The 23,747-nt window shown below is 62.4% G+C and carries 23 protein-coding genes; 8 read left to right on the top strand and 15 right to left on the bottom strand.

What is annotated here, in order from left to right:
• Positions 1 to 70 precede the first annotated feature (70 nt).
• Positions 71 to 985 (top strand): DMT family transporter, encoded by a 915-nt coding sequence (locus NE357_RS06635; RefSeq protein ID WP_064383007.1) that lies wholly within the window; start codon positions 71 to 73, stop codon positions 983 to 985.
• Here NE357_RS06635 and NE357_RS06630 read toward each other — a convergent pair.
• The 4 genes from NE357_RS06630 to NE357_RS06615 form a co-directional block, all read right to left on the bottom strand.
• Positions 975 to 2,207, bottom strand: a complete 1,233-nt coding sequence (locus tag NE357_RS06630; RefSeq protein ID WP_169429207.1) for a class I SAM-dependent methyltransferase — start codon at positions 2,205 to 2,207, stop codon at positions 975 to 977. The genes NE357_RS06635 and NE357_RS06630 overlap by 11 nt on opposite strands.
• Positions 2,208 to 2,533: 326 nt before the next feature.
• A complete protein-coding gene (locus NE357_RS06625; protein ID WP_169429206.1) occupies positions 2,534 to 3,151 on the bottom strand; it encodes a TPM domain-containing protein in 618 nt (205 codons plus the stop codon).
• A 28-nt stretch (positions 3,152 to 3,179) separates the two neighbouring features.
• A complete protein-coding gene (locus NE357_RS06620; protein WP_169429205.1) occupies positions 3,180 to 3,932 on the bottom strand; it encodes a TPM domain-containing protein in 753 nt (250 codons plus the stop codon).
• 13 nt (positions 3,933 to 3,945) lie between these two features.
• The gene (locus NE357_RS06615; RefSeq protein ID WP_169429204.1) at positions 3,946 to 4,554 is read right to left on the bottom strand and encodes a LemA family protein; all 609 of its coding nucleotides are present in this window, start codon (positions 4,552 to 4,554) and stop codon (positions 3,946 to 3,948) included.
• A 260-nt stretch (positions 4,555 to 4,814) separates the two neighbouring features.
• Here NE357_RS06615 and bglX point away from each other — a divergent pair, with 260 nt between their 5' ends.
• Positions 4,815 to 7,106 carry a beta-glucosidase BglX gene (bglX, locus tag NE357_RS06610; RefSeq protein WP_169429203.1) on the top strand — a complete coding sequence of 764 codons (2,292 nt, stop codon included), beginning with the start codon at positions 4,815 to 4,817 and terminating at the stop codon, positions 7,104 to 7,106.
• A gap of 147 nt (positions 7,107 to 7,253) precedes the next feature.
• On the opposite strand, the gene NE357_RS06605 is transcribed toward bglX, so the two are convergent.
• The 9 genes from NE357_RS06605 to NE357_RS06565 form a co-directional block, all read right to left on the bottom strand.
• Positions 7,254 to 8,411 (bottom strand): phospholipase D-like domain-containing protein, encoded by a 1,158-nt coding sequence (locus NE357_RS06605; protein WP_169429202.1) that lies wholly within the window; start codon positions 8,409 to 8,411, stop codon positions 7,254 to 7,256.
• 1 nt (position 8,412) lies between these two features.
• Complete coding sequence (locus NE357_RS06600) at positions 8,413 to 9,003, bottom strand: YceI family protein (RefSeq protein ID WP_169429201.1); 591 nt, start codon at positions 9,001 to 9,003, stop codon at positions 8,413 to 8,415.
• 81 nt (positions 9,004 to 9,084) lie between these two features.
• The gene (locus tag NE357_RS06595; protein ID WP_169429200.1) at positions 9,085 to 9,855 is read right to left on the bottom strand and encodes an IclR family transcriptional regulator; all 771 of its coding nucleotides are present in this window, start codon (positions 9,853 to 9,855) and stop codon (positions 9,085 to 9,087) included.
• Positions 9,856 to 9,914: 59 nt separating this feature from the next.
• The gene (locus NE357_RS06590; protein WP_169429199.1) at positions 9,915 to 11,372 is read right to left on the bottom strand and encodes an amidase; all 1,458 of its coding nucleotides are present in this window, start codon (positions 11,370 to 11,372) and stop codon (positions 9,915 to 9,917) included.
• The gene (locus NE357_RS06585) at positions 11,369 to 12,679 is read right to left on the bottom strand and encodes a citrate-proton symporter (RefSeq protein WP_169429198.1); all 1,311 of its coding nucleotides are present in this window, start codon (positions 12,677 to 12,679) and stop codon (positions 11,369 to 11,371) included. The genes NE357_RS06590 and NE357_RS06585 overlap by 4 nt, the downstream gene beginning before the upstream one ends.
• Before the next feature lie 79 nt (positions 12,680 to 12,758).
• Positions 12,759 to 13,934, bottom strand: a complete 1,176-nt coding sequence (locus NE357_RS06580; RefSeq protein ID WP_169429197.1) for a M20 aminoacylase family protein — start codon at positions 13,932 to 13,934, stop codon at positions 12,759 to 12,761.
• 144 nt (positions 13,935 to 14,078) lie between these two features.
• Entirely contained in the window at positions 14,079 to 14,381 is a 303-nt protein-coding gene (locus NE357_RS06575; protein ID WP_169429196.1) for an amidase, read from the bottom strand.
• Positions 14,378 to 15,457: a serine hydrolase domain-containing protein gene (locus NE357_RS06570; RefSeq protein WP_169429195.1), complete on the bottom strand. Its 1,080-nt coding sequence runs from the start codon at positions 15,455 to 15,457 to the stop codon at positions 14,378 to 14,380. The genes NE357_RS06575 and NE357_RS06570 overlap by 4 nt, the downstream gene beginning before the upstream one ends.
• A gap of 31 nt (positions 15,458 to 15,488) precedes the next feature.
• The gene (locus NE357_RS06565) at positions 15,489 to 16,394 is read right to left on the bottom strand and encodes an acyl-CoA dehydrogenase family protein (RefSeq protein ID WP_169429194.1); all 906 of its coding nucleotides are present in this window, start codon (positions 16,392 to 16,394) and stop codon (positions 15,489 to 15,491) included.
• A gap of 153 nt (positions 16,395 to 16,547) precedes the next feature.
• Between NE357_RS06565 and olsB the strand changes: the two genes are divergently transcribed.
• Both olsB and NE357_RS06555 read left to right on the top strand, forming a co-directional pair.
• Positions 16,548 to 17,303 carry an L-ornithine N(alpha)-acyltransferase gene (olsB, locus tag NE357_RS06560; protein ID WP_085729947.1) on the top strand — a complete coding sequence of 252 codons (756 nt, stop codon included), beginning with the start codon at positions 16,548 to 16,550 and terminating at the stop codon, positions 17,301 to 17,303.
• Positions 17,303 to 18,097 (top strand): lysophospholipid acyltransferase family protein, encoded by a 795-nt coding sequence (locus NE357_RS06555; RefSeq protein ID WP_169429193.1) that lies wholly within the window; start codon positions 17,303 to 17,305, stop codon positions 18,095 to 18,097. The genes olsB and NE357_RS06555 overlap by 1 nt, the downstream gene beginning before the upstream one ends.
• Positions 18,098 to 18,111: 14 nt before the next feature.
• On the opposite strand, the gene NE357_RS06550 is transcribed toward NE357_RS06555, so the two are convergent.
• A complete protein-coding gene (locus tag NE357_RS06550; RefSeq protein WP_169429192.1) occupies positions 18,112 to 18,684 on the bottom strand; it encodes an acyl carrier protein phosphodiesterase in 573 nt (190 codons plus the stop codon).
• A gap of 171 nt (positions 18,685 to 18,855) precedes the next feature.
• On the opposite strand from NE357_RS06550, the gene NE357_RS06545 reads away from it, so the two are divergent.
• From NE357_RS06545 to NE357_RS06535, 3 genes are read left to right on the top strand one after another with little or no spacing between them, the layout of a single operon-like run.
• Positions 18,856 to 19,158 carry an ArsR/SmtB family transcription factor gene (locus NE357_RS06545; protein ID WP_007957866.1) on the top strand — a complete coding sequence of 101 codons (303 nt, stop codon included), beginning with the start codon at positions 18,856 to 18,858 and terminating at the stop codon, positions 19,156 to 19,158.
• Positions 19,159 to 19,191: 33 nt separating this feature from the next.
• A complete protein-coding gene (locus NE357_RS06540; protein ID WP_011332833.1) occupies positions 19,192 to 20,355 on the top strand; it encodes an MFS transporter in 1,164 nt (387 codons plus the stop codon).
• A 32-nt stretch (positions 20,356 to 20,387) separates the two neighbouring features.
• Positions 20,388 to 21,437 carry an alkene reductase gene (locus tag NE357_RS06535; protein WP_169429191.1) on the top strand — a complete coding sequence of 350 codons (1,050 nt, stop codon included), beginning with the start codon at positions 20,388 to 20,390 and terminating at the stop codon, positions 21,435 to 21,437.
• Between the two features lie 249 nt (positions 21,438 to 21,686).
• Here NE357_RS06535 and emhR read toward each other — a convergent pair whose 3' ends face one another.
• Positions 21,687 to 22,319 carry an efflux system transcriptional repressor EmhR gene (emhR, locus tag NE357_RS06530; protein ID WP_114881735.1) on the bottom strand — a complete coding sequence of 211 codons (633 nt, stop codon included), beginning with the start codon at positions 22,317 to 22,319 and terminating at the stop codon, positions 21,687 to 21,689.
• Between the two features lie 267 nt (positions 22,320 to 22,586).
• Here emhR and emhA point away from each other — a divergent pair, with 267 nt between their 5' ends.
• Entirely contained in the window at positions 22,587 to 23,744 is a 1,158-nt protein-coding gene (gene emhA, locus NE357_RS06525; protein WP_169429190.1) for an efflux RND transporter periplasmic adaptor subunit EmhA, read from the top strand.
• Positions 23,745 to 23,747: the final 3 nt, after the last annotated feature.

Below are 23,747 nucleotides of genomic sequence, written 5' to 3'. Positions count from 1 at the left end.
ACAGCCCGATTGCCGTGGTTTGTGGCTAGATGAATGAATCTCCCTGCCACCCTCGAATCTGGTTGCCCTCATGTCTTCGCGCGAAAACACCGGCATGGCCCTCGGTCTGCTCGGCGTGGTGATTTTCAGCCTTACCCTGCCCTTCACCCGCATCGTGGTGCAGGAACTGCACCCGCTGCTCAATGGCCTGGGCCGTGCGTTGTTCGCGGCGATTCCGGCAGCGGCGCTGCTGTTGTGGCGACGGGAAAAGTGGCCGACCTGGAAGCAGGTCAAAGGCCTGAGTTTGGTGATCGCCGGGGTGATTCTCGGTTTTCCGGTGCTGTCGGCCTGGGCCATGCAGACCTTGCCGGCGTCCCACGGCGCGCTGGTCAACGGTTTGCAGCCGCTGTGCGTGGCGCTGTATGCCGCGTGGCTGTCCCATGAACGTCCGTCGAAAGCCTTCTGGGCCTGTGCCGCGCTGGGCAGTGCGCTGGTGCTGGGCTATGCGTTGTATACCGGCGCCGGCAGCATTCAGGCCGGTGATTTGCTGATGTTGGGTGCGATCGCGGTAGGCGGTCTGGGTTATGCCGAGGGCGGGCGTCTGGCCCGGGAGATGGGCGGCTGGCAGGTGATCTGCTGGGCGCTGGTGCTGTCGACGCCGCTGCTGATCGGCCCGGTGCTGTACCTGGCGTTGCAGCATCAGGGCGCGGTGTCGGCGAAAACCTGGTGGGCCTTCGGTTACGTCGCGCTGTTTTCGCAGTTCCTGGGCTTTTTCGCCTGGTACGCCGGGCTGGCCATGGGGGGCATTGCCCGGGTCAGTCAGATCCAGTTGTTGCAGATCTTCTTCACCATCGCGTTTTCCGCGCTGTTCTTCGGCGAACACGTGGAACCAATCACCTGGCTGTTCGCCTGCGGGGTGATCGCGACGGTGATGCTCGGGCGCAAGACCGCGGTGCGCCCGGCTCAACCGGGCACGTTACCCGCCGGGGTTCAGCTCAAGCCTTGAGCTTCAGCAGGCCGTCAGCGAGCAGCAGGGTTTCGAGGCAGTGCTCGCTGATCTGGTAGAACGCTTTCAATTCCTGGATCTTCACCAGCAGTTGAGTCGGGTCCACCGGCTCGGCGCGCTTCACGGCGAGGATCATCTTGTTCTTGTTGGTGTGGTCCAGGGAGATGAACTCGAACACCTTGGTCTCGTAACCGCAGGCTTCGAGGAACAGCGCACGCAAACTGTCGGTGACCATTTCCGCCTGCTGGCCCAGATGCAAACCGTACTGCAGCATCGGTTTGAGCAGCGCCGGGCTCTGGATCTGCAGGCGGATCTGTTTGTGGCAACACGGCGAGCACATGATGATCGAGGCACCGGAGCGGATGCCGGTGTGGATCGCATAATCGGTGGCGATGTCGCAGGCATGCAGGGCGATCATCACGTCCAGCTCGCTCGGCGCCACACTGCGCACATCACCGCACTTGAACACCAGCCCCGGGTGTTCGAGCTTCTGCGCGGCGGTGTTGCACAGGTTGACCATTTCTTCACGCAGCTCGACGCCGGTGACTTCGCCCTCGGCCTTCAACGTGTTGCGCAAATAGTCATGAATGGCGAACGTCAGGTAACCCTTGCCCGAACCGAAATCCGCCACCCGCACCGGTTTGTCGAGAGCCAGCGGTGACGAAGTCAAAGCATGGCTGAAGACTTCGATGAACTTGTTGATCTGCTTCCACTTGCGCGACATCGCCGGAATCAGCTCGTGTTGCGCGTTGGTCACACCCAGATCCTTGAGGAACGGCCGGTTCAGATCGAGGAAGCGGTTTTTCTCGCGGTTATGCTCGGCAGACGGCACTTCACGCAATTGCTGGGGCTTGCTCATGAACAGCGAGCTCTTGCCCTTTTTGCTGTATTCGAGCTGGGCTTCGTCAGTCAACGCCAGCAAATGCGCATTTTTGAACGCCGCCGGCAGCAGCCCGGCAATCGTCGCCACTGCTTCGTACAGCGGCAGATTCTTGGTGATGTCGCGGGTCTTGTAGCGATAGACGAACGACAGGCACGGCTGCGCCTTGACCGTCACCGGTTTGATGATGATCCGCTGCAGGTCCGCTTCTTCGCCGACGTACTTGGCCAGCACCAGTTTGATGAAGCCGTTCTGTTCGAGGCTGGTTTGCAGCAACTCGATGAACCGGGCGTGGTGATCGGGCGCCGGTTTGGCAGATGCGGAGGGAGCGGTAACGGACATGGGAAAAAGCGGCCTCGGACGGGCAAATCGGGAATGGACGCTAGTTTAGGGGGGATGGGGATTGGGGACACGCTCTTATTTACCGAACGGCTTTTAAAAGCGGCCCTCACCCCAGCCCTCTCCCGGAGGGAGAGGGAGCCGACCGAGATGTCTTTCGCTATCCATCGACCTGAAATATCGAGTCGATTATGGATTCAAAGCCAATCGTTCAAGTCGGTGTATCTCCTCAATATCCCCCAATCGGCTCCCTCTCCCCCCGGGCGGTCCGACGTTTCGGGAGGGCTGGGGTGAGGGCTGCGATATCAAGTCTTACAACACTGCCGAAACTACCCCAACACCACCAACCGATTCGGCAACTCATTCCTCACCTGCGTCACCGGCACATGCACCTTGAGCAACTCGCCGCACGCCTCGATGCAAGTGACAAAACCCTGCAACGTCTGCCCCTGACGCACCTGCTCGGTAAACACCGCGACAATCGAGTCCCAGCTCTTGTTATCCAGTTTTTTGGAAATCCCTTCATCCACCAGAATTTCCACATACCGCTCCGCCTCGCAGACAAAAATCAGCATGCCGGTGCTGCCCACCGTGTGGTGCAGGTTCTGTTCGAGAAACTGCCGCCGCGCCAGGTTCGAGGCGCGCCAGTGCCGGACGTGGCGCGGGACCAGATGAGTGGTGACCTTGGGCAAACGAAACACCAGGCACAGCACGACAAAACTGACCCACTGCACCAGCAACAGGCTGTGCATCGTCAGCCAGCCGGTCAGGTAATGCACGATCCCCGGCACCACGAGCGCCAGCAGGCTGGCCCACAGCAACGGGATGTACGCGTAGTCGTCGGCGCGGGCCGCGAGCACCGTCACCAGTTCGGCGTCGGTGTCGCGCTCGACCCGGGCGATGGCCTCGGCGACCTTGCGTTGTTCGTGTTCAGTCAGTAATGCCATGTCGTGTTGTGCCTGCTCATTATTGTTATCACCAGCCGCCGGAGGAACCGCCCCCGCCGAAACTGCCACCGCCGCCGCTGAAGCCCCCGCCTCCACCGCCGCCGCCAAAACCACCACCACCGAAGCCGCCCCCTCCTCCGGAACCGCCCCGGCCGGCGGGAAGGATACCGAGCATCTGGCAGACAAAAACAGTCAGGATGAACAACATCACCAGAAATACGAACAATGCCGGGTGCCGCGAGACGAAATCGTCCGCGGGATCGCCGGCCGATTCATACACCGTGGAAGGTTCGTCCAGCGGATTGCCGCCCAGCACCACCAGCATCGCCGCCACGCCGTCGCTGATGCCCTTGCTGTAATTGCCGGCCTTGAACGACGGCGTGATGACCTGATGAATGATCACCGAACTCTGCGCGTCAGTCAGGCGATCCTCCAGCCCGTAGCCGACTTCGATGCGCAATTTGCGCTCGTCCCGGGCGACGATCAACAGGGCACCGTTGTTCTTGTCCTTCTGGCCGATGCCCCAGTGCCGGCCGAGTTCGACGCCATAATCCTCGATGGTGGCGCCTTGCAGGTTCGGCAACGTCACAACCACAAGCTGCTCGCCGGTCGCCTGTTCGTGAGCCTGCAACTGCTGGCTCAATTGCGCACGTACCGACGGCTCGATCATCTGCGCGTCGTCCACCACCCGCCCGGTCAGCGCCGGGAAGGTCAACTCGGCCCGGGCGCTGACGGCGAACAGCCACAGCATCAGCACCAGGCCCATTTTCAGCACACGCATGGGCATCCCCGGCTCAGAACTTCACTTCCGGGGCCTTGTCCGCGCCGGGGCTGGTGGCTTCGAAGGTCTCGCGGATCGGCAGGTCGCTGTACATCACGCTGTGCCAGAGGCGACCGGGAAAGGTGCGGATTTCGGTGTTGTACTTCTGCACCGCCAGGATGAAATCCCGACGGGCCACGGCGATGCGGTTTTCCGTGCCTTCGAGTTGCGATTGCAGGGCGAGGAAGTTCTGGTTGGCCTTGAGGTCCGGGTAGCGTTCGGACACCACCATCAACCGGCTCAACGCACCGGTCAGTTGATCCTGAGCCTGCTGGAACTGCTTGAGTTTTTCCGGGTTGTCGAGGGTGCTGGCATCGACCTGGATCGACGTTGCCTTGGCCCGGGCCTCGACCACCGCCGTCAGCGTGGCCTCCTCGTGTTTGGCATAGCCCCTCACGGTTTCCACCAGGTTGGGGATCAGGTCGGCGCGGCGCTGATACTGATTCTGCACCTGACCCCACGCGGCCTTGGCCTGTTCGTCGAGGGTCGGAATGTTGTTGATGCCGCAAGCGGTCAACAACGTGGCCAGCATCAGCAGGGTGGCGACCTGCAAACGCGAGCGGTAGACAGGACTGACATTCATCGGACGGGTGCTCCCTTGCACATTTCATGAATAATGAATCGCGAAACATTCTCAGCCGGCGGTTACGGCATAATCGCCCGCGCCACTGGATTGCGGCGGGCCGATGGGCTAAAAAGAGGCCCTGCGCGATCACGTCGCCGAAACTTTCGACGTACATTCGGCTGTCGTTTTCTGAATCAGCACCCGAACAACAATAGTCGCTCCCTAAATTTTGGCTGGCCGGTGTTGTAACGCCGTTTAGGCCCTTGAGAAAACTATTCATGAAGAAGCTGTGTTTGCTGGGCCTGTTCGTCAGCCTGGCCAGTCATCAGGTACTGGCCGCCACGACCCCGGTCCCCCTGGAAAACAAGGACGCGTTCATCAGTAACCTGATGAAACAAATGACCCTCGACGAGAAGATCGGCCAGTTGCGCCTGATCAGCATCGGCCCGGAAATGCCCCGCGAGCTGATCCGCAAAGAGATCGCCGCCGGCAACATCGGCGGTACGTTCAACTCGATCACCCGCCCGGAAAACCGTCCGATGCAGGACGCGGCGATGCGCAGTCGCCTGAAGATTCCGATGTTTTTCGCGTACGACGTGATCCACGGTCACCGTACGATTTTCCCGATTCCGCTGGCCCTGGCGTCGAGCTGGGACATGGACGCCATCGGCCAGTCCGGGCGCATCGCCGCCAAAGAGGCGGCATCCGACAGCCTCGACATCACCTTCGCGCCGATGGTCGACATCTCCCGCGACCCGCGCTGGGGCCGCAGCTCCGAAGGCTTCGGTGAAGACACCTACCTGACTTCGCGCATCGCCAAAGTGATGGTCAAGGCCTATCAGGGCGACACGCCGAGCGCAGCCGACAGCATCATGGCCAGCGTCAAGCACTTCGCCCTGTACGGCGCGGTCGAGGGCGGTCGCGACTACAACACCGTCGACATGAGCCCGGTGAAGATGTACCAGGACTACCTGCCACCGTATCGCGCGGCAATCGATGCCGGCGCCGGCGGCGTGATGGTCGCGCTGAACTCGATCAACGGCATCCCGGCCACCGCCAACACCTGGCTGATGAATGACCTGCTGCGCAAGGACTGGGGCTTCAAGGGCCTGGCGGTCAGCGACCACGGCGCGATCTTCGAGCTGATCAAGCACGGCGTGGCCCGCGACGGTCGCGAAGCGGCGAAGCTGGCAATCAAGGCCGGCATCGACATGAGCATGAACGACACCCTGTACGGCAAAGAGCTGCCGGGGCTGCTCAAGTCCGGCGAGATCGAACAGAAGGACATCGACAACGCCGTGCGTGAAGTCCTCGCCGCCAAGTACGACATGGGCCTGTTCAAGGATCCGTACCTGCGCATCGGCAAGGCCGAAGACGATCCGGCGGACACCTACGCCGACAGTCGCCTGCACCGCGCCGACGCCCGTGAAGTGGCCCGCCGCAGCCTGGTGCTGCTGAAAAACCAGAACGAAACCCTGCCACTGAAGAAAGCCGCGAAAGTCGCGCTGGTCGGCCCGCTGGCCAAGGCCCCGATCGACATGATGGGCAGTTGGGCCGCCGCCGGTCGTCCGGCGCAGTCGGTGACCCTGTTTGACGGCATGAGCAATGTAATCGGCGACAAGGCGAACCTGATCTACGCCCGTGGCGCCAACATCACCAGCGACAAGAAGGTTCTCGACTACCTGAACTTCCTCAACTTCGACGCCCCGGAAGTGGTCGATGACCCGCGTCCGGCCAATGTGTTGATCGACGAAGCGGTGAAAGCCGCCAAAGACGCTGACGTGGTCGTCGCGGCCGTGGGCGAGTCCCGTGGCATGTCCCACGAATCGTCGAGCCGCACCGACCTGAACATCCCGGAGAACCAGCGTGAGCTGATCCGTGCCCTGAAAGCCACCGGCAAGCCGTTGGTGCTGGTGCTGATGAACGGCCGTCCGCTGACCATCCTCGAAGAGAAAGAACAGGCCGACGCGATTCTGGAAACCTGGTTCAGCGGCACCGAGGGCGGCAACGCCATCGCCGACGTGCTGTTCGGCGACTACAACCCGTCGGGCAAGCTGCCGGTGACCTTCCCGCGCTCCGTGGGCCAGATCCCGACCTACTACAACCACCTGAGCATTGGCCGGCCGTTCACGCCGGGCAAACCGGGCAACTACACCTCGCAGTATTTCGATGACACGACCGGGCCGCTGTTTCCGTTTGGTTTCGGCCTGAGCTACACCGATTTCAGCTTGAGTGACATGGCGCTGTCGTCGACCACCCTGAACGCCACCGGCAAGCTCGACGCCAGCGTCACAGTGAAAAACACCGGCAAGCGTGACGGCGAAACCGTGGTGCAGTTGTACATCCAGGACGTCACCGGTTCGATGATCCGTCCGGTCAAGGAGCTGAAGAACTTCCAGAAGATCATGCTCAAGGCGGGCGAGCAGAAGGTCGTGCACTTCACCATCACCGAAGATGACCTGAAGTTCTACAACGCCCAGCTCAAGTACGCGGCCGAGCCTGGCAAGTTCAACGTGCAGATCGGCCTGGATTCCCAGGACGTGACGCAGCAGAGCTTTGAATTGCTGTAACAGTTTTCACACTGCAAAAACCTGTGGGAGCGAGCCTGCTCCGGGCGGCGATCCGACGATGAGGCCATGACATTCAATATCTATGTTGTCTGTCGGACCTCTATCGCGAGCAGGCTCGCTCCCACATTTGGTTTTGAGGTGTAACGACTAGCCGCGTCTGTCGAGCAGGTTGACCACCACCCGATCCACCCAGCCCCAGATCCGCTGCTTCACCCGCCGCCACAGCGGCCGGCGCTGCCATTCCTCCAGGCTCACCTGCTGACTCAGGCCGAAGTCTTTCTCGAAACTCGCCACCACCGCTGCCGTCAGTGACGGATCCAGCGCTTCCAGATTCGCTTCAAGGTTGAAGCGCAGGTTCCAGTGATCGAAATTGCACGAACCGATGCTCACCCAATCGTCCACCAGCACCATTTTCAGGTGCAGGAAACACGGCTGGTATTCGAAGATTTTCACCCCGGCCTTGAGCAGGCGCGGGTAGTAACGATGCCCCGCGTAACGCACCGACGGGTGATCGGTGCGCGGCCCGGTCAGCAGCAGGCGCACATCGAGCCCGCGGGCGGCGGCCTTGCGCAGGGAGCGGCGGATTTTCCAGGTCGGCAGGAAGTACGGCGTGGCCAGCCAGATACGCCTCTGGCCGCTGTTCAGGGCGCGGAACAGCGATTGCAGAATGTCGCGATGCTGGCGAGCATCGGCATAAGCCACGCGGCCCATGCCCTCGCCCGTGTCCGGCACTCGGGGCAATCGCGGTAGGCCGAAATGCGCGTTGGGCCGCCAGGCCCGGCGATGGCGGTTGGCGATCCATTGGCGGTCGAACAGCAATTGCCAGTCGAGCACCAAGGGGCCTGTGATCTGCACCATGACCTCGTGCCATTCGCTGGTGTCGTGGCCCGGCGTCCAGAACTCATCGGTGACCCCGGTGCCGCCGACCACCGCCAGACGCTGGTCGACCAGCAACAGCTTGCGATGATCGCGATAGAAATTGCCGACCCAGCGCCGCCAGTTCAGCCGATTGTAAAAACGCAATTCGACCCCGGCACCGGTCAGCCGCCGGCGCAACGTGAGGGTGAAGGCGAGGCTGCCGTAATCATCGAACAGGCAACGCACCCGCACGCCCCGCTCGGCCGCCAGCACCAGCGCCTGAACCACGGCTTCGGCGCAGGCACCCGCCTCCACCAGATAAAGCTCCAGTTCGATCTGCTCACAGGCGCGGGCGATTTCCTCAAGCATGCGCGGAAAGAACTGCGGGCCGTCGATCAACAGTTCGAAGCGGTTGCCGTCACGCCACGGGAACACTGCGCCGCGCATGTCAGCGCGCCGTGAAGATCAGCACCGCACCCACCGGCACCGACAGACTGATGGCCGACAGGCCGGCCATGTTGCGCAAGGTTTCCAGGCCCGGCAGCAGATCGAAATCCTCGGCGCTGATCACCAATGGTTCCAGCGTCACCACTTGAAAGCGTCGGTCATCAAGCCGAGTGGCGAGCAGTTCGGCGGGGTATTCATGCTGTTTGCCGTGCAGGTTGACGGTCAGCGGCAGGCGCAATTCAAGCTGCGCCCCGGGGGCCAGATCATTGATCGGGCGCAGGTCGATCTGGGTGGTGATGGTCGCTTCGGGGAATTGCTCGATCTGGAACAGTTCCTTGCGCATGCGCTCATCGCGCAGCGGGATGCCGCTGTTGATCGAGTCCAGTTCGACCTCGACTTCGGCGCGGCCATCGGGATCGACCTTGCCATGCAGCACCAGAAAGCGCTGCACTTCAGAAATATTGGTGTTTTTCGTGCTGACGAACGACAGCCGCGACGACTCGCCGTCCAGATACCAGTTGGCCTGGGCCGGCAGCGCGGCGGCGCCCAGCAGCAGGCCGGCGAAGGCGTTGCACAGAGTACGGTTGAACATTGAAGACTCGTGGGGCCGATAAACCTGCACGAACCTTAACTGGCCGTGGCGTTATTGCAAGCTGTCAGTCTCTGCAAACGCTCAGGCCAACGCCTGCTGCACCTCGCCGATAGTCGATGCGAGGCTGTTGAGGTGCAGGCTCAGCACCCGCTCCACCGGCGCCTGATCCATCGGCCAGTGCAGCGCCATGCTGCCGACCAGCCGCCCTTGCGCACGGATCGGCAACGCCACCGCACGAATCAGGAACGGCAGGCGCACCGGATACTCCCAGTAACCTTCGGTGCGCTGGCCAAAGCCCTGATGCAAAGCTTGTTCGGTGGCCTGCAATACACCGTCATCCGCCAACCGTTCGCGCTCGGCCAGACGTTTCACGTCCTGGCTGTCGAGTTCGCCGAGGCGCGCCCGGCCCATTGCCGAATGAAACAGGCTCGCGTGATGGCCGACGATCTGGCAGTTGGTTGGATAGCGCTTGCGCAACACCTGCGGGATCGCACTTTCCATCACTTCAACCCGTTCGCCGTCGAAGCACGACAGATCCGCCACCAGTCCGGTGCGCTCGCTCAGCTCCAGCAGCATCGGCGCCGCACTTTCCACCAAATGACGCTTGAAACGTTGCTGACGATCACCGAACAGCCGTTTGGCGCACAAGCGGTAGCGGCGGTCGCTGAGGCCACGATAGATCCAGCCCTGCTCCTGCAAGGTCGCGAGCATCCGAGACACCGTGGCCTTGGGCAGGGTCGTCAGGTAATGCAATTCCTCCAGCCCCAACGCCTGATGCTCGCCGAGCAATTCGACGATGGCCAGCGCCCGTTCGACCGAGCGCACGCTGCCGGTGTCTGCCTTGCTGCCCATATGTTCGACCTCCATGGATGCGGATCAAAGATCACTTCGCCCAGCAAGATGCGGGCCGCTCAGGCCGATTGCAGGCATGCCGGCGGTCGCCGCTCGACCCAGCGGGTCAGTTGCTCATGAGCATAGGCCAGTTGCAGCACCGCCCGATCCGCCCGGGCCGGGCCGATGATTTGCAGGCCCATCGGCAGCCCGGCCGGGTTGAAACCCACCGGCACGCTGATGCTCGGCAGCCCCGCCAGGGTCGGGCCGATCACCACTTCCATCCAGCGGTGATAGGTGTCCATGGTCTGCCCGCCGACGACTCGCGGCCACAGTTGCCGTGCATCAAAAGGGAACACCTGGGCGGTGGGCAACAGCAGGAAATCGTAACGCTCGAACAACTCGCTCACGGCGCGATACCACTCGCTGCGAGCGACCGATGCCTGATAGACCTCGGCAGCGGTCAGACGCAAACCGCCTTCGATTTCCCATTGCGCTTCGGGTTTGAGCAACGTCCGTTTTTGCGGGTCGGCATAGGCGGCGCCGAGGCTGCCCTGCACCAGAAAATGCCGGTGCGTGAGCCAGGTTTGCCACAGGCGTTCCATGGAAAAGTCCGGCTGGCAGGCCTCGACGTGGCAACCCAATGCACTGAAATCCGCCAGCGCCGATTCGCACAGGCTCAACACGCCATCGTCCATCGGCAGATAGCCATTGTAATCGCCAAGCCAGCCGAGGCGCAGGTCGTTGCAGTCCTGGTGCAGATCCAGCCCGAAATCCCGTGGTTCATCGGCCAGCGACAGTGGCACTCGCGCATCGTAGCCAGCCTGGGTCGAGAGCAATCGTGCGACGTCGGTGACCGTGCGCCCCATCGGACCTTCGGTGGCCAGTTGCTGGACGAACACTTCCGGCATCGGGCCGTGAGGCACACGGCCCTGGGACGGGCGGAAACCGAACACGTTGTTGAACGCCGCCGGGTTGCGCAGCGAGCCCATCATGTCGCTGCCGTCGGCCACCGGCAGCAGACGCAGGGCCAGCGCCACCGCCGCCCCGCCGCTGCTGCCGCCGGCGATCAGGCCCGGATCGTAGGCGTTGGTGGTGGTACCGAACACGCTGTTGTAGGTCTGCGAGCCGAGGCCGAATTCCGGGACATTACTCTTGCCGATGATGATCGCCCCGCAGTCGCGAACCCGCGCCACGCTGATCGCATCGTGCTGCGGCACTTGCTCGGCGAACAGCGGCGAGCCGAGGGTCGTGCGCAATCCGGCAGTGGCCGCCAGGTCCTTGATCGCCTGGGGCATGCCGTGCATCCAGCCTCGGGACTCGCCGCGATCCAGTTGCCGGTCGCATTCATCGGCCTCGCGCAGCAGCACGTCTTGCGGGCGCAGCGACACCAGCGCGTTGACCGCCGGATTGAAGCGGTCGATGTGCGTCAGATACGCCTGCATCACCTCGCGGCACGACACCTTGCGGGCATGGATCGCCCGGGACAGCGCATCGGCGTCGAGGGCGACAATCGGATCAATGGCTAACGGACTCACGGTTTCACTCCCAGGTTGAGCGCAACGGGTTTCTTCGCACGCGGGGCCTCCTGCAAACAGTAAGTACCGAGCAGGGTCAACAGGCAAGCGAACAAGACATAGAACGACGGCGCCACCGGGGTGTTCAGAACTTTACTCAGCCAGGTGACGATCAGCGGCGCGAAACCACCGAACACCATCACCGCCACGTTGTAGGCCACCGACACGCCAGTGGAGCGAACTTCAATCGGGAACTGCTCGGCCAGCGCGGTCGGGGCCGGGCCGAAGAACCCGCCAATCGCCGTGCACAGCAACAGTTGCATCACCAGCAGGCGCTCGATCGAAGGCGCCGCCGCGACCCACATATACAGCGGGTAGACCATGACGAAGAATGCCAGGGTGAAGGCCATCAGCACCGGCCGCCGACCGAGGCGATCCGACAGTGCACCGGAGAACGGAATCACCACGGTCATCAGCCCCACCGCGAGCATCTGCACCAGCAACACCTGATCCAGCGGCAGGCCGAGGCTTTTGTGGGCGAAGGTCGGCATGTTTACCAGCACCACGTAAAACGACACCGTCGCGCCACACGCCAGCCCCATCGACACCAGCAGGCTGCGGCGATGTTCACGCAGCACTTGCCACAGGCCGGGCGCGGCGCCTTTGGCCTTCTTGCGCGCTTCAAGAAACTCTTCCGGTTCTTCCATGTGCTTGCGAATCCACAAGCCCACCGGGCCGATCAACAGGCCGAGCACGAACGGAATCCGCCAGCCCCAACTGTCCAGCGCTTCGGGGGAAAACAGATGCGTGACCAGCGCCACCATCGCCGCGCCACTGAACACCGCCAAGCATTGCCCGACCAGTTGCCACGAGCCGTACAAACCCTTGCGATGGGCCGGCGCGCTCTCCACCAGAAACGCCGTGGCGCTCGCATATTCACCGCCCGTGGCAAAGCCCTGAAGCATCCGCGCCACCACAATCAGCAAAGGCGCACCCATGCCGATAGCGGCGTAGTTGGGTGCGAAAGCGATCAGGGCGATGGACACGGTCATCAGGCGGATGATCATCTGCATCGCGGCCTTGCGCCCTTTGCGGTCGGAGTAGATGCCGAGCAGGATGCCGCCCACCGGACGCATGAAAAAGCCGACGCCGAACGTCGCCAGCGCCATCAGCAGCGAAGCGTAGTCGTCGTCGGACGGGAAAAATTGCCGGGCGATGATGCTCGCCAGAAAGCCATAAACGATGAAGTCGTACCATTCCAGGGCGTTGCCGATGACGGCGGCGACCACTTGCCGGGTACGCGAAACGCCTGCGTTCGAAGGCTGCATGGGGATTCTCCAGAAGCTGTAGATTGACCACGCAGGCACGTGCGCACCTGCGTTCCAGCGGCAGCAAAAAGTGAAGAAATCAGGCCGGCTTGAGCCAGCTCTCGGTGAGCGCGCCCCAATACGCCGCGCCGGTCAGCAGGATGTCGTCGTTGAAGTCGTAGGCCGGGTTATGCACCATCGGCCGCGCCACGCCGTTGCCGATGAACAGGTAGGCGCCGGGGCAGCGCTGGAGCATCCAGGCGAAGTCTTCGCTGCCCATCAGTTTCGGGGTGTTGCCATCCACGGCGTCGGCGCCGACCAGTTCGACGCCGACCTGACGGGCGAACTCGGTTTCAGCGGTGTGGTTGACCAGTACCGGATAGGCCGGGCGGTGTTCGAGGGTCGAGGTGCAGCCGAAGCTTTCGGCCTGGGACTCGATGATCGAGCGCACGCGATGGAGGGTCTGTTCGCGGACCTCGGCATTCAGCGCACGCAGGCTCAGGCGCAGGATCGCCTGTTGCGGGATCACGTTCGCCGCTTCGCCGGCCTGCAATGCGCCGACTGTCACCACCGCCGCCTGCTGCGCATCGATGTTGCGCGCGACCACGGTTTGCAAAGCCATCACTACACTGGCCGCAGCGACCAGCGGATCCACGGCCAGATGCGGCATCGAACCGTGACCGCCGACGCCTTCGATGGTCACCGTGAGCAAGTCCTGCGAAGCCATCATCGGCCCTTCGCGAAAGCCCAGATGCCCCGCCGGCAGGCCCGGCATGTTGTGCATGCCGAACAGCGCATCGCACGGAAAACGTTCGAGCAGACCGTCGGCGAGCATCGCTTCGGCCCCGCCCTGCCCCTCTTCGGCGGGCTGAAAAATCAGCGTCAGGGTGCCGTCAAACTGGCGGGTCGCGGCCAGATAACGCGCCGCGCCGAGCAGCATCGCGGTGTGTCCGTCGTGGCCACAGGCGTGCATGCAGCCTTGATGGCGGCTGCTGTAGGCGACGCCGGTGTTCTCGATGATCGGCAGCGCATCCATGTCGGCCCGCAGCCCGAGTTTGCGCGTGCTGCTGCCGTTGCGCAGCACGCCGACCACGCCGGTCTTGCCGATGCCGGTGTGGACTTCATAGCCCCACTCCTGGAGCGACCGGGCCACCAGCGCCGAGGTGCGGCTTTCCTCGAAACCGAGTTCAGGGTGAGCGTGAATGTCCTGGCGGGTGGCGTGCAGGTCGCCGGCCACGTCGTTGAGCCAGGCCAGAATATGCTGATGTCGGGGCATGACGGTTCTCCTCGCGCGGGTGTTTCCCGGTCTTGTTGTTCGCTATGAATTCACGACACATCAACGGCAGGTCGTGCTCACCGCCAGATAACCGCGAGACACGCGAGAGGACAATCGAATGTGGTTCCACAGGGTGGAACCGGATCAGGGTTGCAGGCGACAGCCCTGGCGTTCGCCTTGCCACTGGGCGCTGTTGCGGCGTCCCAGGCCGCTGGCGGTGACGATTTTTTGCGTGCGGTCATCGGTCAGTTCGCTGGGCAGCCACTGCTTCACGTAGCCCCGGCAATATTCGGCGTCGTTGTTCATCACATAACGGCACGAACAATATTCCTTGGCGGTGTAGGCGCTGATGATGTCCGGGAAGGCCCACAGGTTTTCGCGCTCGTGCCAGCCCCAGCCCAGCAGCACGATCAGGAGCACCAGCAGGATTTGTCTGAACAGTTTCATGGCCGCACCGCCCCCAGCACACGCTTGAGCAATTCGTTGTGGCTATAGCTGCCGTCGCGATCATCGGCATAGCGAACGATCACCAGTTTTTCGCTGGGGATCACGTACAGAGCCTGGCCCCAGTGGCCGAGGGCGGCGAAGGTGTCGGGCGGTGCGTCGGGCCATGGCGAGGCGGCGCCGTCCGCCGGGCGATTGAGCCACCAGTGGCCGCCGGGCACGGCTTCGTCCTGATGGACCTTGTAGCCGGCAAAGGGTTGGCGGTTGAAAGCGACCCAATCCCCGGGCAGCAATTGCCGGTCGTTCCAGCGTCCGTCCCGTTCCATCAGCAGGCCGATTCGCGCCAGATCCCGTGCCGTCAGGTAAGCGTAGGAAGACGCGACGAAGGTGCCCGTGGCATCGGTTTCCCACGTGGCGTGGCGAATGCCCAAGGGATCGAAAAGCGCTGTCCACGGGTAGTCCGGATAACGTTGCGGGTCGACGATGGTTTTCAGGGCGGCGGCCAACAGATTGCTGTCGCCACTGGAATAGCGGAACGCCTGACCCGCTGGCGCGTAACTGTCGTGATCGGCAGTGAAGGCGGCCATGTCGCGGTGGCCACGGGTGTAGAGCATGGCCACCACCGAGGATTTCAGCGGGGCATATTCGTAATCTTCCTGCCAGTCGATGCCCGAGGCCCAGTGCAGCAGATCCTTGATCGTGATGGCCGGGTGTTTTTCCAGCACCGGGTAATATTTCGCGGCCGGGTCATCGAGTTTGAACAAACCTTCGCCGTAGGCCACGCCCAACACCGTGGCCATCAGGCTTTTGCTGATCGACCAGGTCAGGTGCGGGGTGTCGGCGGTGGTCGCGGCGGCGTAGCGTTCGTAGATAACCTGGCCGTCGCGGATGACCAGCAAGGCGTCGGTGCGGATGCCTTTGCGGGTGTTGTCATCGCGGGTCGGGAAGGCATAGGCCTCCAGTGCCTCGACGGCCGGGCCGTTGAGTTTCGGGCCGGTCGGCCAGTCGTCAGCCGGCCATTGTTCGGCCTGAACCGTGAAGCTGATCAGCAACAGAAACAGGGACAGGCCTTTGAACATGGCGAGGGCTCTGGGAATGAACCTGAGAAGACTAGCCGGCGTTCATGACAGATGTGTTTTGGTTTGCCCCCAAAGCCTTGGCCAGGCGTTTGGCCCGCGCACCCGCCGCCAGTTGCATGACCGATTGATCGCGCTGCCACATCGCCGCCCACTCAGGATCGCCGTCACGCAGGGCCTGATCGACTTCCTCTTTAAGCCCGTCGAACTGCGCAAACAAGCCGCCGAGCAACACATGCCCCGCCGGATTGTTCGGTGGCTGGCGACTGACTTCTGCGCACCCGGCCAGCAGCGCCAGCAAGCGCAATTGCAGCGGCTGCGGCCAGCCGCTGTCCTGACCGACGCCGTACAGCCACGCGGTCATCGCGCTCAATACGTAAACGTCTTCAAGGGTGCGGAACGGTTTGACGTAGGCATCCCAACCGTCCCCGGCGAGCAGTTCGCACAGAGCCTCGTCGAGGTACAAGCGGCCATGGCTGATGTCCGGCATCAATGGCAGCGCCGGCAGTTTTTCCACTCGCACACCGGGCTCGCCGGGGTAAACCACCGCCAGGCTCAGGCGTGGTGATTCGCCGGGCTGCTCACTGCGGGCGGCGATCAGCAGCCAGTCCGCCGCATCGCCGGCAGTGACAAAATCCTTTTGCCCGGTGAGGCGCAGATCCGTGAGCCGGGTCTGCATGTCCGCCGGGCGCAGGCTGCGCTGCTCGGTCGCACACATCGCGCCGAGGCTCGGCGGCGCGCTCGGCCAGAGCATGCGCAACGCCGCTTGATACCCCACCAGAAACGCCAGCCCCGGCGTCGCCATTCGCCGCCCTCCCGCCACGGCCAGTTCGAACGGCGTCACGCTGCCCAGTTGATACAGCAACGTGGCGAAGCCCTCCGCCAGATCGGCAACGGCGGGCAGGCGTTCGCGGCATTCAAGCAGGGTCGACCAGGTCATCGGAGGCTCCTTGTGGGCTGTCATATAAGCATCACCAAACATTCATGGCGATGACACCGGGGCTACATAGCCTGACTTTGCACAACACGGCTGCATAAAGAAAGTCGATCGGCTGCAACCCATGACGGGTTCAAGGCCCGTACGGAGATTCACATGACTCAGATCGCCCGCATCAGCGACACCGGCAATGAACGCCGCCTGCAAGCCGAACGCCTGATCGGCGCCGAGGCCTTGCAGCAAGCCCAGGCCTTGCGCTTCAACGTGTTCAGCGGCGAGTTCAACGCCAAGCTGAACGGCGCGGAGCTGGGTCTGGACATGGACGACTATGATGTTCACTGCAGCCACATCGGCGTGCGTGACCTGAACACCGGGCGCCTGGTGGCGACCACCCGTTTGCTCGATCACACCGCCGCCAGCAGCCTGGGCAAGTTCTACAGCGAAGAAGAATTCAGCCTGCACGGCCTCGCCGGCCTGCAAGGCCCGATCCTGGAAATCGGTCGCACCTGCGTCGACCCGGCCTACCGCAACGGCGGCACCATCGCCGTGCTTTGGGGCGAACTGGCCGAAGTCCTCAATCAGGGCGGCTACAGCTACCTGATGGGCTGCGCGAGCATTCCGATGCAGGACGGCGGCGTGCAGGCCCACGCGATCATGCAGCGCCTGCGCGAACGCTATCTATGCACCGAACACCTGCGCGCCGAGCCGAAGAATCCGTTGCCAACCCTGGATATTCCGTCGAACGTGATCGCCGAAATGCCGCCGCTGCTCAAGGCCTACATGCGCCTGGGCGCGAAGATCTGCGGCGAGCCGTGCTGGGACGAAGACTTCCAGGTCGCCGACGTGTTCATCCTGCTCAAGCGCGACGAACTCTGCCCACGCTACGCCAAGCACTTCAAGGCGGCCGTGTGATGAGCCGGCTGCGGGTGTACGCGCGGATCGCGCGAGTGCTGCTGGTGGTGACGCTGGGCTTGAGCATGGCCAGTGTCTTCGGGGTTTTCGAGCGTTTGGGTCTGGCCCATTCGATGCAACGCCGGCAGCGCTGGTCGCGGTTTTTCATGGCGCGCCTGAGCAATGCCCTGCCCTTTCGCGTGACCGTCCATGGCGAGCTGCCGAAGCAGCCGATGCTGTGGGTCAGCAACCATGTGTCGTGGACTGACATTCCGCTGCTCGGGATGCTCACACCGCTGTCGTTTCTGTCCAAGGCCGAAGTGCGCACCTGGCCGGTGGCCGGCTGGCTGGCGGCGAAGGCCGGCAGTCTGTTCATCCGTCGCGGCTCGGGCGACAGCCAGTTGATCCGCAAGCAGATGACCCGTCACCTGCAAACCGATCATCCGCTGCTGATGTTCCCGGAAGGCACCACCACCGACGGCCGTTCGCTGCGCACCTTTCATGGTCGTCTGCTGTCGGCGGCGATTGATTCCGAGGTGAAGCTGCAACCGGTGGCGATCCGTTATTTGCGCAATGGCGAGATTGATTCGCTGGCACCGTTCATTGGCGACGATGATCTGCTGTCGCACCTGATGCGTCTGTTCAGCAACGATTGCGGCGAGGTGGAAGTTCACCTGCTCAAGCCGATTGCCTGCCAGGGCCGGGAACGCGCAGCGCTGGCGTACGAAGCCCAGCAAGCGGTGCACAAAGCGTTGTTCGGCGAAGTGGCCAAACCCGCTGAACCCCGTCGCGCAGGCGAGTTGATCGCTGCCTGAACGTCATCATCTGCCTACAGCTGCCGGCCTGCGAAGTCCTGCAGTTGTGGGTAGAACAAGCGAAAGTCATCACTGAGCGGTTCATACAGACACCGCAATTCCTGCATCGCCCCGGCCAGCTCTTCAGGCTTGCTCAGGCGCCGGGAAATCCCGCGCAGCACCTGTTCCAGCACTTCGAAATCCTGATACGAGCCCAACCAGTCATTGGCCACCATGTGCGGGGCGATCTTCGCCAGGCGCTCGGGCAACTGCCGCTCGCTGGTCAGCACGCGGTAAACGTCAGTCGTGAATTGTCCCAACGGCCGGTCGGCGTACAGCGCCCAATCGCGGGCGAGGCAATGGTCGAAGAACACGTCGAGCACGATGCCGGCGTAACGGCGGCGGGTCGAGGTAAACCGCGCCAGTGAAGCGTCGACCAACGGATGGCGATCGGTGAAGACATCGATCTGACGATGCAAGGCAATCGCCGCTTCGATCTCCGGGTCGAACTGCCCTTGCAGCCGTCCTTTGACGAAATCGCCATACAGACTGCCGAGCAGTTGACCGGGACGCTGGCCACCGAGGTGCAAATGTGCGAGATAGTTCATGGGCGCAGCTTAGCACCGCGTCCGCGTTTGTTTACACCTCACATATCGTTATAACCCGATATACCGATTTATGCGGTCGTCAGATCGAATTCATATTGGTATATCGCGAAATACCGATTTAAAGTTCGCCTCATCGCGATATAGCGCTACACACATCACGAGCACCCAGCCATGAACATTGACCTCGACGAAATAATAAAAGCCCTGGCACACCCAGTACGACGAGACATCCTCAACTGGCTGAAAGACCCGAAAGCCCAGTTTCCGGAACAGATCCACAACCACGAGTACGGCATCTGCGCCGGGCAGATCGATCAACGCTGCGGCCTGTCGCAATCGACCGTCTCCGCCCACCTGGCCACCCTGCAACGAGCAGGACTGATCAGCAGCCAGAAGGCCGGCCAGTGGCACTTTTTCAAACGCAACGAGGACGTGATCCAGGCGTTCCTCAGCACCCTCAGCAAAGAGCTCTGACCCTTAACGTCAGCCAGCTAAAAGGAACCAACGATGCCCCTCTCGCTACTCATACTCGCCTTGAGCGCCTTCGCCATCGGCACCACCGAGTTCGTCATCATGGGCCTGCTGCCCAATGTCGCGGCTGACCTCGGTGTGTCGATCCCCGGCGCCGGCTGGCTGGTGACCGGCTACGCCCTGGGCGTGGCGATTGGTGCACCGTTCATGGCAATGGCCACTGCAAAACTGCCGCGCAAGGCTGCACTGGTAACGCTGATGGGCATCTTCATTATCGGCAACCTGCTCTGCGCTATCGCCACTGATTACAACGTGCTGATGTTCGCCCGAGTCGTCACCGCTCTGTGCCACGGTGCGTTCTTCGGCATCGGTTCGGTGGTCGCTGCCAACCTGGTGGCGCCGAACAAACGCGCCTCCGCCGTGGCTCTGATGTTCACCGGCCTGACTTTGGCCAACGTCCTTGGCGTACCGCTGGGCACCGCCCTCGGTCAGGAAGCCGGCTGGCGCTCGACCTTCTGGGCAGTGACCGTCATCGGTGTGATCGCGCTGATCGGCCTGATCCGCTTCCTGCCGGCCAAGCGTGACGAAGAAAAACTCGACATGCGCGCCGAGTTGGCCGCGCTCAAAGGCGCCGGTATCTGGCTGTCGCTGAGCATGACCGCATTGTTCGCCGCCTCGGTGTTCACTCTGTTCACTTACGTCGCACCGTTACTGGGCGATGTCACCGGTGTCTCGCCCCGTGGCGTGACCTGGACCCTGATGCTCATCGGCCTGGGCCTGACCGTCGGCAACATCATCGGCGGCAAACTGGCCGACAAGGGCCTGGCCGCGACGCTGATCGGCGTGTTCATCGCCATGGCCGTGACCTCCACCGTCCTGACCTGGACCAGCATCGCGCTGATCCCGACCGAGATCACTCTGTTCCTCTGGGCCACCGCGTGTTTCGCCGCCGTGCCGGCCCTGCAAGTGAACGTCGTGACCTACGGGCAGGCCGCACCGAACCTGGTGTCGACCCTGAACATCGGCGCCTTCAACGTCGGCAACGCCCTCGGCGCCTGGGTCGGCGGCAGCGTCATCGCCCACGGCTACGGCCTGACCAGCGTGCCTCTGGCCGCTGCCGCGCTCGCGGTCCTGGCCCTGCTGGTGACCCTGATCACTTTCCGCCAGAACGGTAATCCCGAGCTGGCCACCGCTAACTGATTCACTCACTTACTTCACGAGGGTTGTATCTCATGGCAACAATTTTCGATCCGATCAAACTGGGCGATCTCGAACTGTCCAACCGCATCATCATGGCACCGCTGACTCGCTGCCGCGCCGACGAAGGCCGCGTGCCGAACGCGCTGATGGCCGAGTACTACGTACAACGTGCCTCGGCCGGCCTGATCATCAGCGAAGCCACTTCGGTGACCCCGATGGGTGTCGGCTACCCGGACACCCCGGGCATCTGGTCCAACGACCAGGTGCGTGGCTGGACCAACGTGACCAAGGCCGTTCATGCGGCCGGCGGCAAGATCGTTCTGCAACTGTGGCACGTGGGCCGGGTTTCCCACCCGTCGTACCTGAACGGCGAAGCGCCGGTTGCACCGAGCGCCATCCAGCCGAAAGGCCACGTCAGCCTGGTTCGCCCACTGGCCGACTACCCAACCCCGCGCGCACTGGAAACCGCTGAAATTGCCGACATCGTCGACGCCTATCGCGTCGGTGCGGAAAATGCCAAGGCGGCCGGCTTCGACGGCGTGGAAATCCACGGCGCCAATGGTTACCTGCTCGACCAGTTCCTGCAAAGCAGCACCAACCAGCGCACCGACCACTACGGCGGCTCCCTGGAGAACCGTGCCCGCCTGCTGCTGGAAGTGACCGACGCGGCCATCGAAGTCTGGGGTGCCGGTCGTGTCGGCGTCCACCTGGCTCCGCGCGCCGACTCCCATGACATGGGCGACGACAACCTCGCTGAAACCTTCACCTACGTTGCCCGCGAACTGGGCAAGCGTGGCATCGCCTTCATCTGCTCCCGCGAGAAAGAAGGCGCCGACAGCCTCGGCCCACAGCTGAAGGAAGCCTTCGGCGGCGCGTACATCGCCAACGAACGCTTCACCAAGGACAGCGCCAACGCCTGGCTGGCCGAAGGCAAGGCTGACGCCGTGGCATTCGGTGTGCCGTTCATTGCCAACCCGGACCTGCCGGCCCGCTTGAAGGCCGATGCGCCACTGAACGAACCGCACCCGGAAACCTTCTACGGCAAAGGCGCAGTCGGCTACCTCGACTACCCGACCCTGTAAGCCTCACCGCAGAAACGCAAAAGCCCCCGACTCGTGAGAGTCGGGGGCTTTTTATTGGTCGCCGGGCGGCCAAGCCGTTCACATTCGTTCACAGGCTCGACACAAAATTGCTACAAAATACGTAGCTCGCTACCTATCAACCCGCGCCACAGAGGTATATAAAAGCATCCCATTGCAGCGGGGCGAGTGAACAGGGATCTTCACCCTCCTCCGTCATTGACACAAACTGATCCAATAACGAATTTTGTTTCATTTGCGCAGGCTGGGGCTCCAACGCAGCATGTCCAGCCCGGTATCGACCCAGCGCTCGGCCTCGGCGTACAGCTCAAAGCTGTCCGGGGCCAGCAGCCACTGATACAGGATGCCATCGATAAAAGCGTGAATGCTGATGGCTGCGCGGGCGGTATCGAGGTCTGCCGGCAACTGCCCACGATTGACCGCATTACTCAATGTCAGCGCGATCCGCACATTGCAATCGAGGCTGGCGGTCCGGCGCTGTTGGCGCAGATCGCACATTTCATCGGTGAATTCGCACTTATGAAACAGAATTTCGTTGATACGCCGGGTCTTCGGGTCCAGTGCAACTTGATGAAACAAATGAATCAGCAGCTTGCGCATGCAGCCCAGCGGGTCGGGTTCGTCCTCGCTTTCACTGGCCTTGGCCAACTCATCCAGCGGCTCATGCAGCGTATCGAGCATCGCCTGCAGCAAATCGGCCTTGTTGCTGAAGTGCCAATAGATGGCGCCACGCGTCACGCCGGCCAGGCTCGCGATATCGGAGAGCGTCGTGCGAGCCACTCCCCTCTCAAAGAAAGCTTTTTCGGCGGCTTCCAGAATCTGGCTGCGCGTTTCCTGAGCTTCCTCTTTGGTACGACGAACCATGGCAGTAAAACCTCAAACAAAATGTTTCAGGGATGGCTGAATATCCGCTGAATAAAAAGGGGTGGATCTCTCGCGGATCGACGCCCCCGGCCTACAATTTCAGACCTTGCCACGACTTTTGTAACCGGATGGGTACGCAGCGAAGGTGTTTACAAACAACCATGAACGTAAGTATATTCCTTAGCAAGCTACTTATCCACCCGGCACCCATTTTTTACCCTTCCACACTTCTTGTGCGCTTTTCGCGCGCCTGACCCGAGGATCTTCATGCAATTCAAGCCAGCTGTTACCGCTCTGGTCACTGCCGTCGCCCTGGCATCGCTGCTCAGCGGATGTAAAAAGGAAGAGGCGGCTCCCGCCGCACCACCTCCTCAGGTCGGCGTCGTCACCCTGCAACCACAAGCCTTTACCCTGACTTCCGAACTGCCGGGCCGCACCAGCGCGTTTCGCATTGCCGAAGTTCGTCCGCAGGTCAACGGCATCATTCTCAAGCGTCTGTTCAAGGAAGGCGGCGATGTCAAAGCCGGCCAGCAGCTGTATCAGATCGATCCGTCGGTCTATGAAGCGACCCTGAAAAGCGCCGAAGCCAACCTGCGTTCGACAAAGTCGATTTCCGACCGTTACAAGCAACTGGTCGACGAGCAGGCCGTCAGCCGTCAGGAATACGACACCGCCGTGGCCAATCGCCTGCAATCGGAAGCGTCGTTGCAGACCGCACAGATCAACGTGCGCTACACCAAGGTGTACGCACCGATCTCCGGGCGTATCGGCCGCTCTTCGGTGACCGAAGGCGCACTGGTCAGCAACGGCCAGGCCGATGCGATGGCGACCATCCAGCAACTGGACCCGATCTACGTCGACGTCACCCAGTCTTCGGTGGAACTGCTGGAACTGCGCCGCGAACTGGAAAGCGGCCGTCTGCAGAAGGCCGGCGACAACGCCGCTGCGGTCAAGCTGACCCTGGAAGACGGCAGCCAGTACAAGCTCGACGGTAAGCTGGAATTCTCCGAAGTGTCGGTCGATCAGACCACCGGTTCCGTGACCCTGCGCGCCGTGTTCCCTAACCCGGATCACACCCTGCTGCCCGGCATGTTCGTCCACGCGCAGTTGCAGGCCGGTGTGAACAGCGCCGCGATCCTCGCACCGCAGCAAGGCGTGACCCGCGACCTCAAAGGCACCCCGACCGCGCTGGTCGTCGGACCGGACAACAAGGTCGAACTGCGTCAGCTCAAGGCCAGCCGCACCGTCGGCAGCCAATGGCTGATCGAAGACGGCCTGAAGGCCGGCGATCGTCTGATCACCGAAGGGCTGCAATTCGTCAAGCCAGGCATCGAAGTCAAGCCAAGCGAAGCGACCAACGTCGGCAACAAGAACCCGGCCCCCGCTCAGGCAGCTGACAAAGCCGCCGGCGGCAAAGGGGAGTAATCC

It is taken from the genome of Pseudomonas sp. G7(2022) (assembly GCF_052660475.1).
This window is presented reverse-complemented; position numbering and strand designations above follow the sequence as displayed.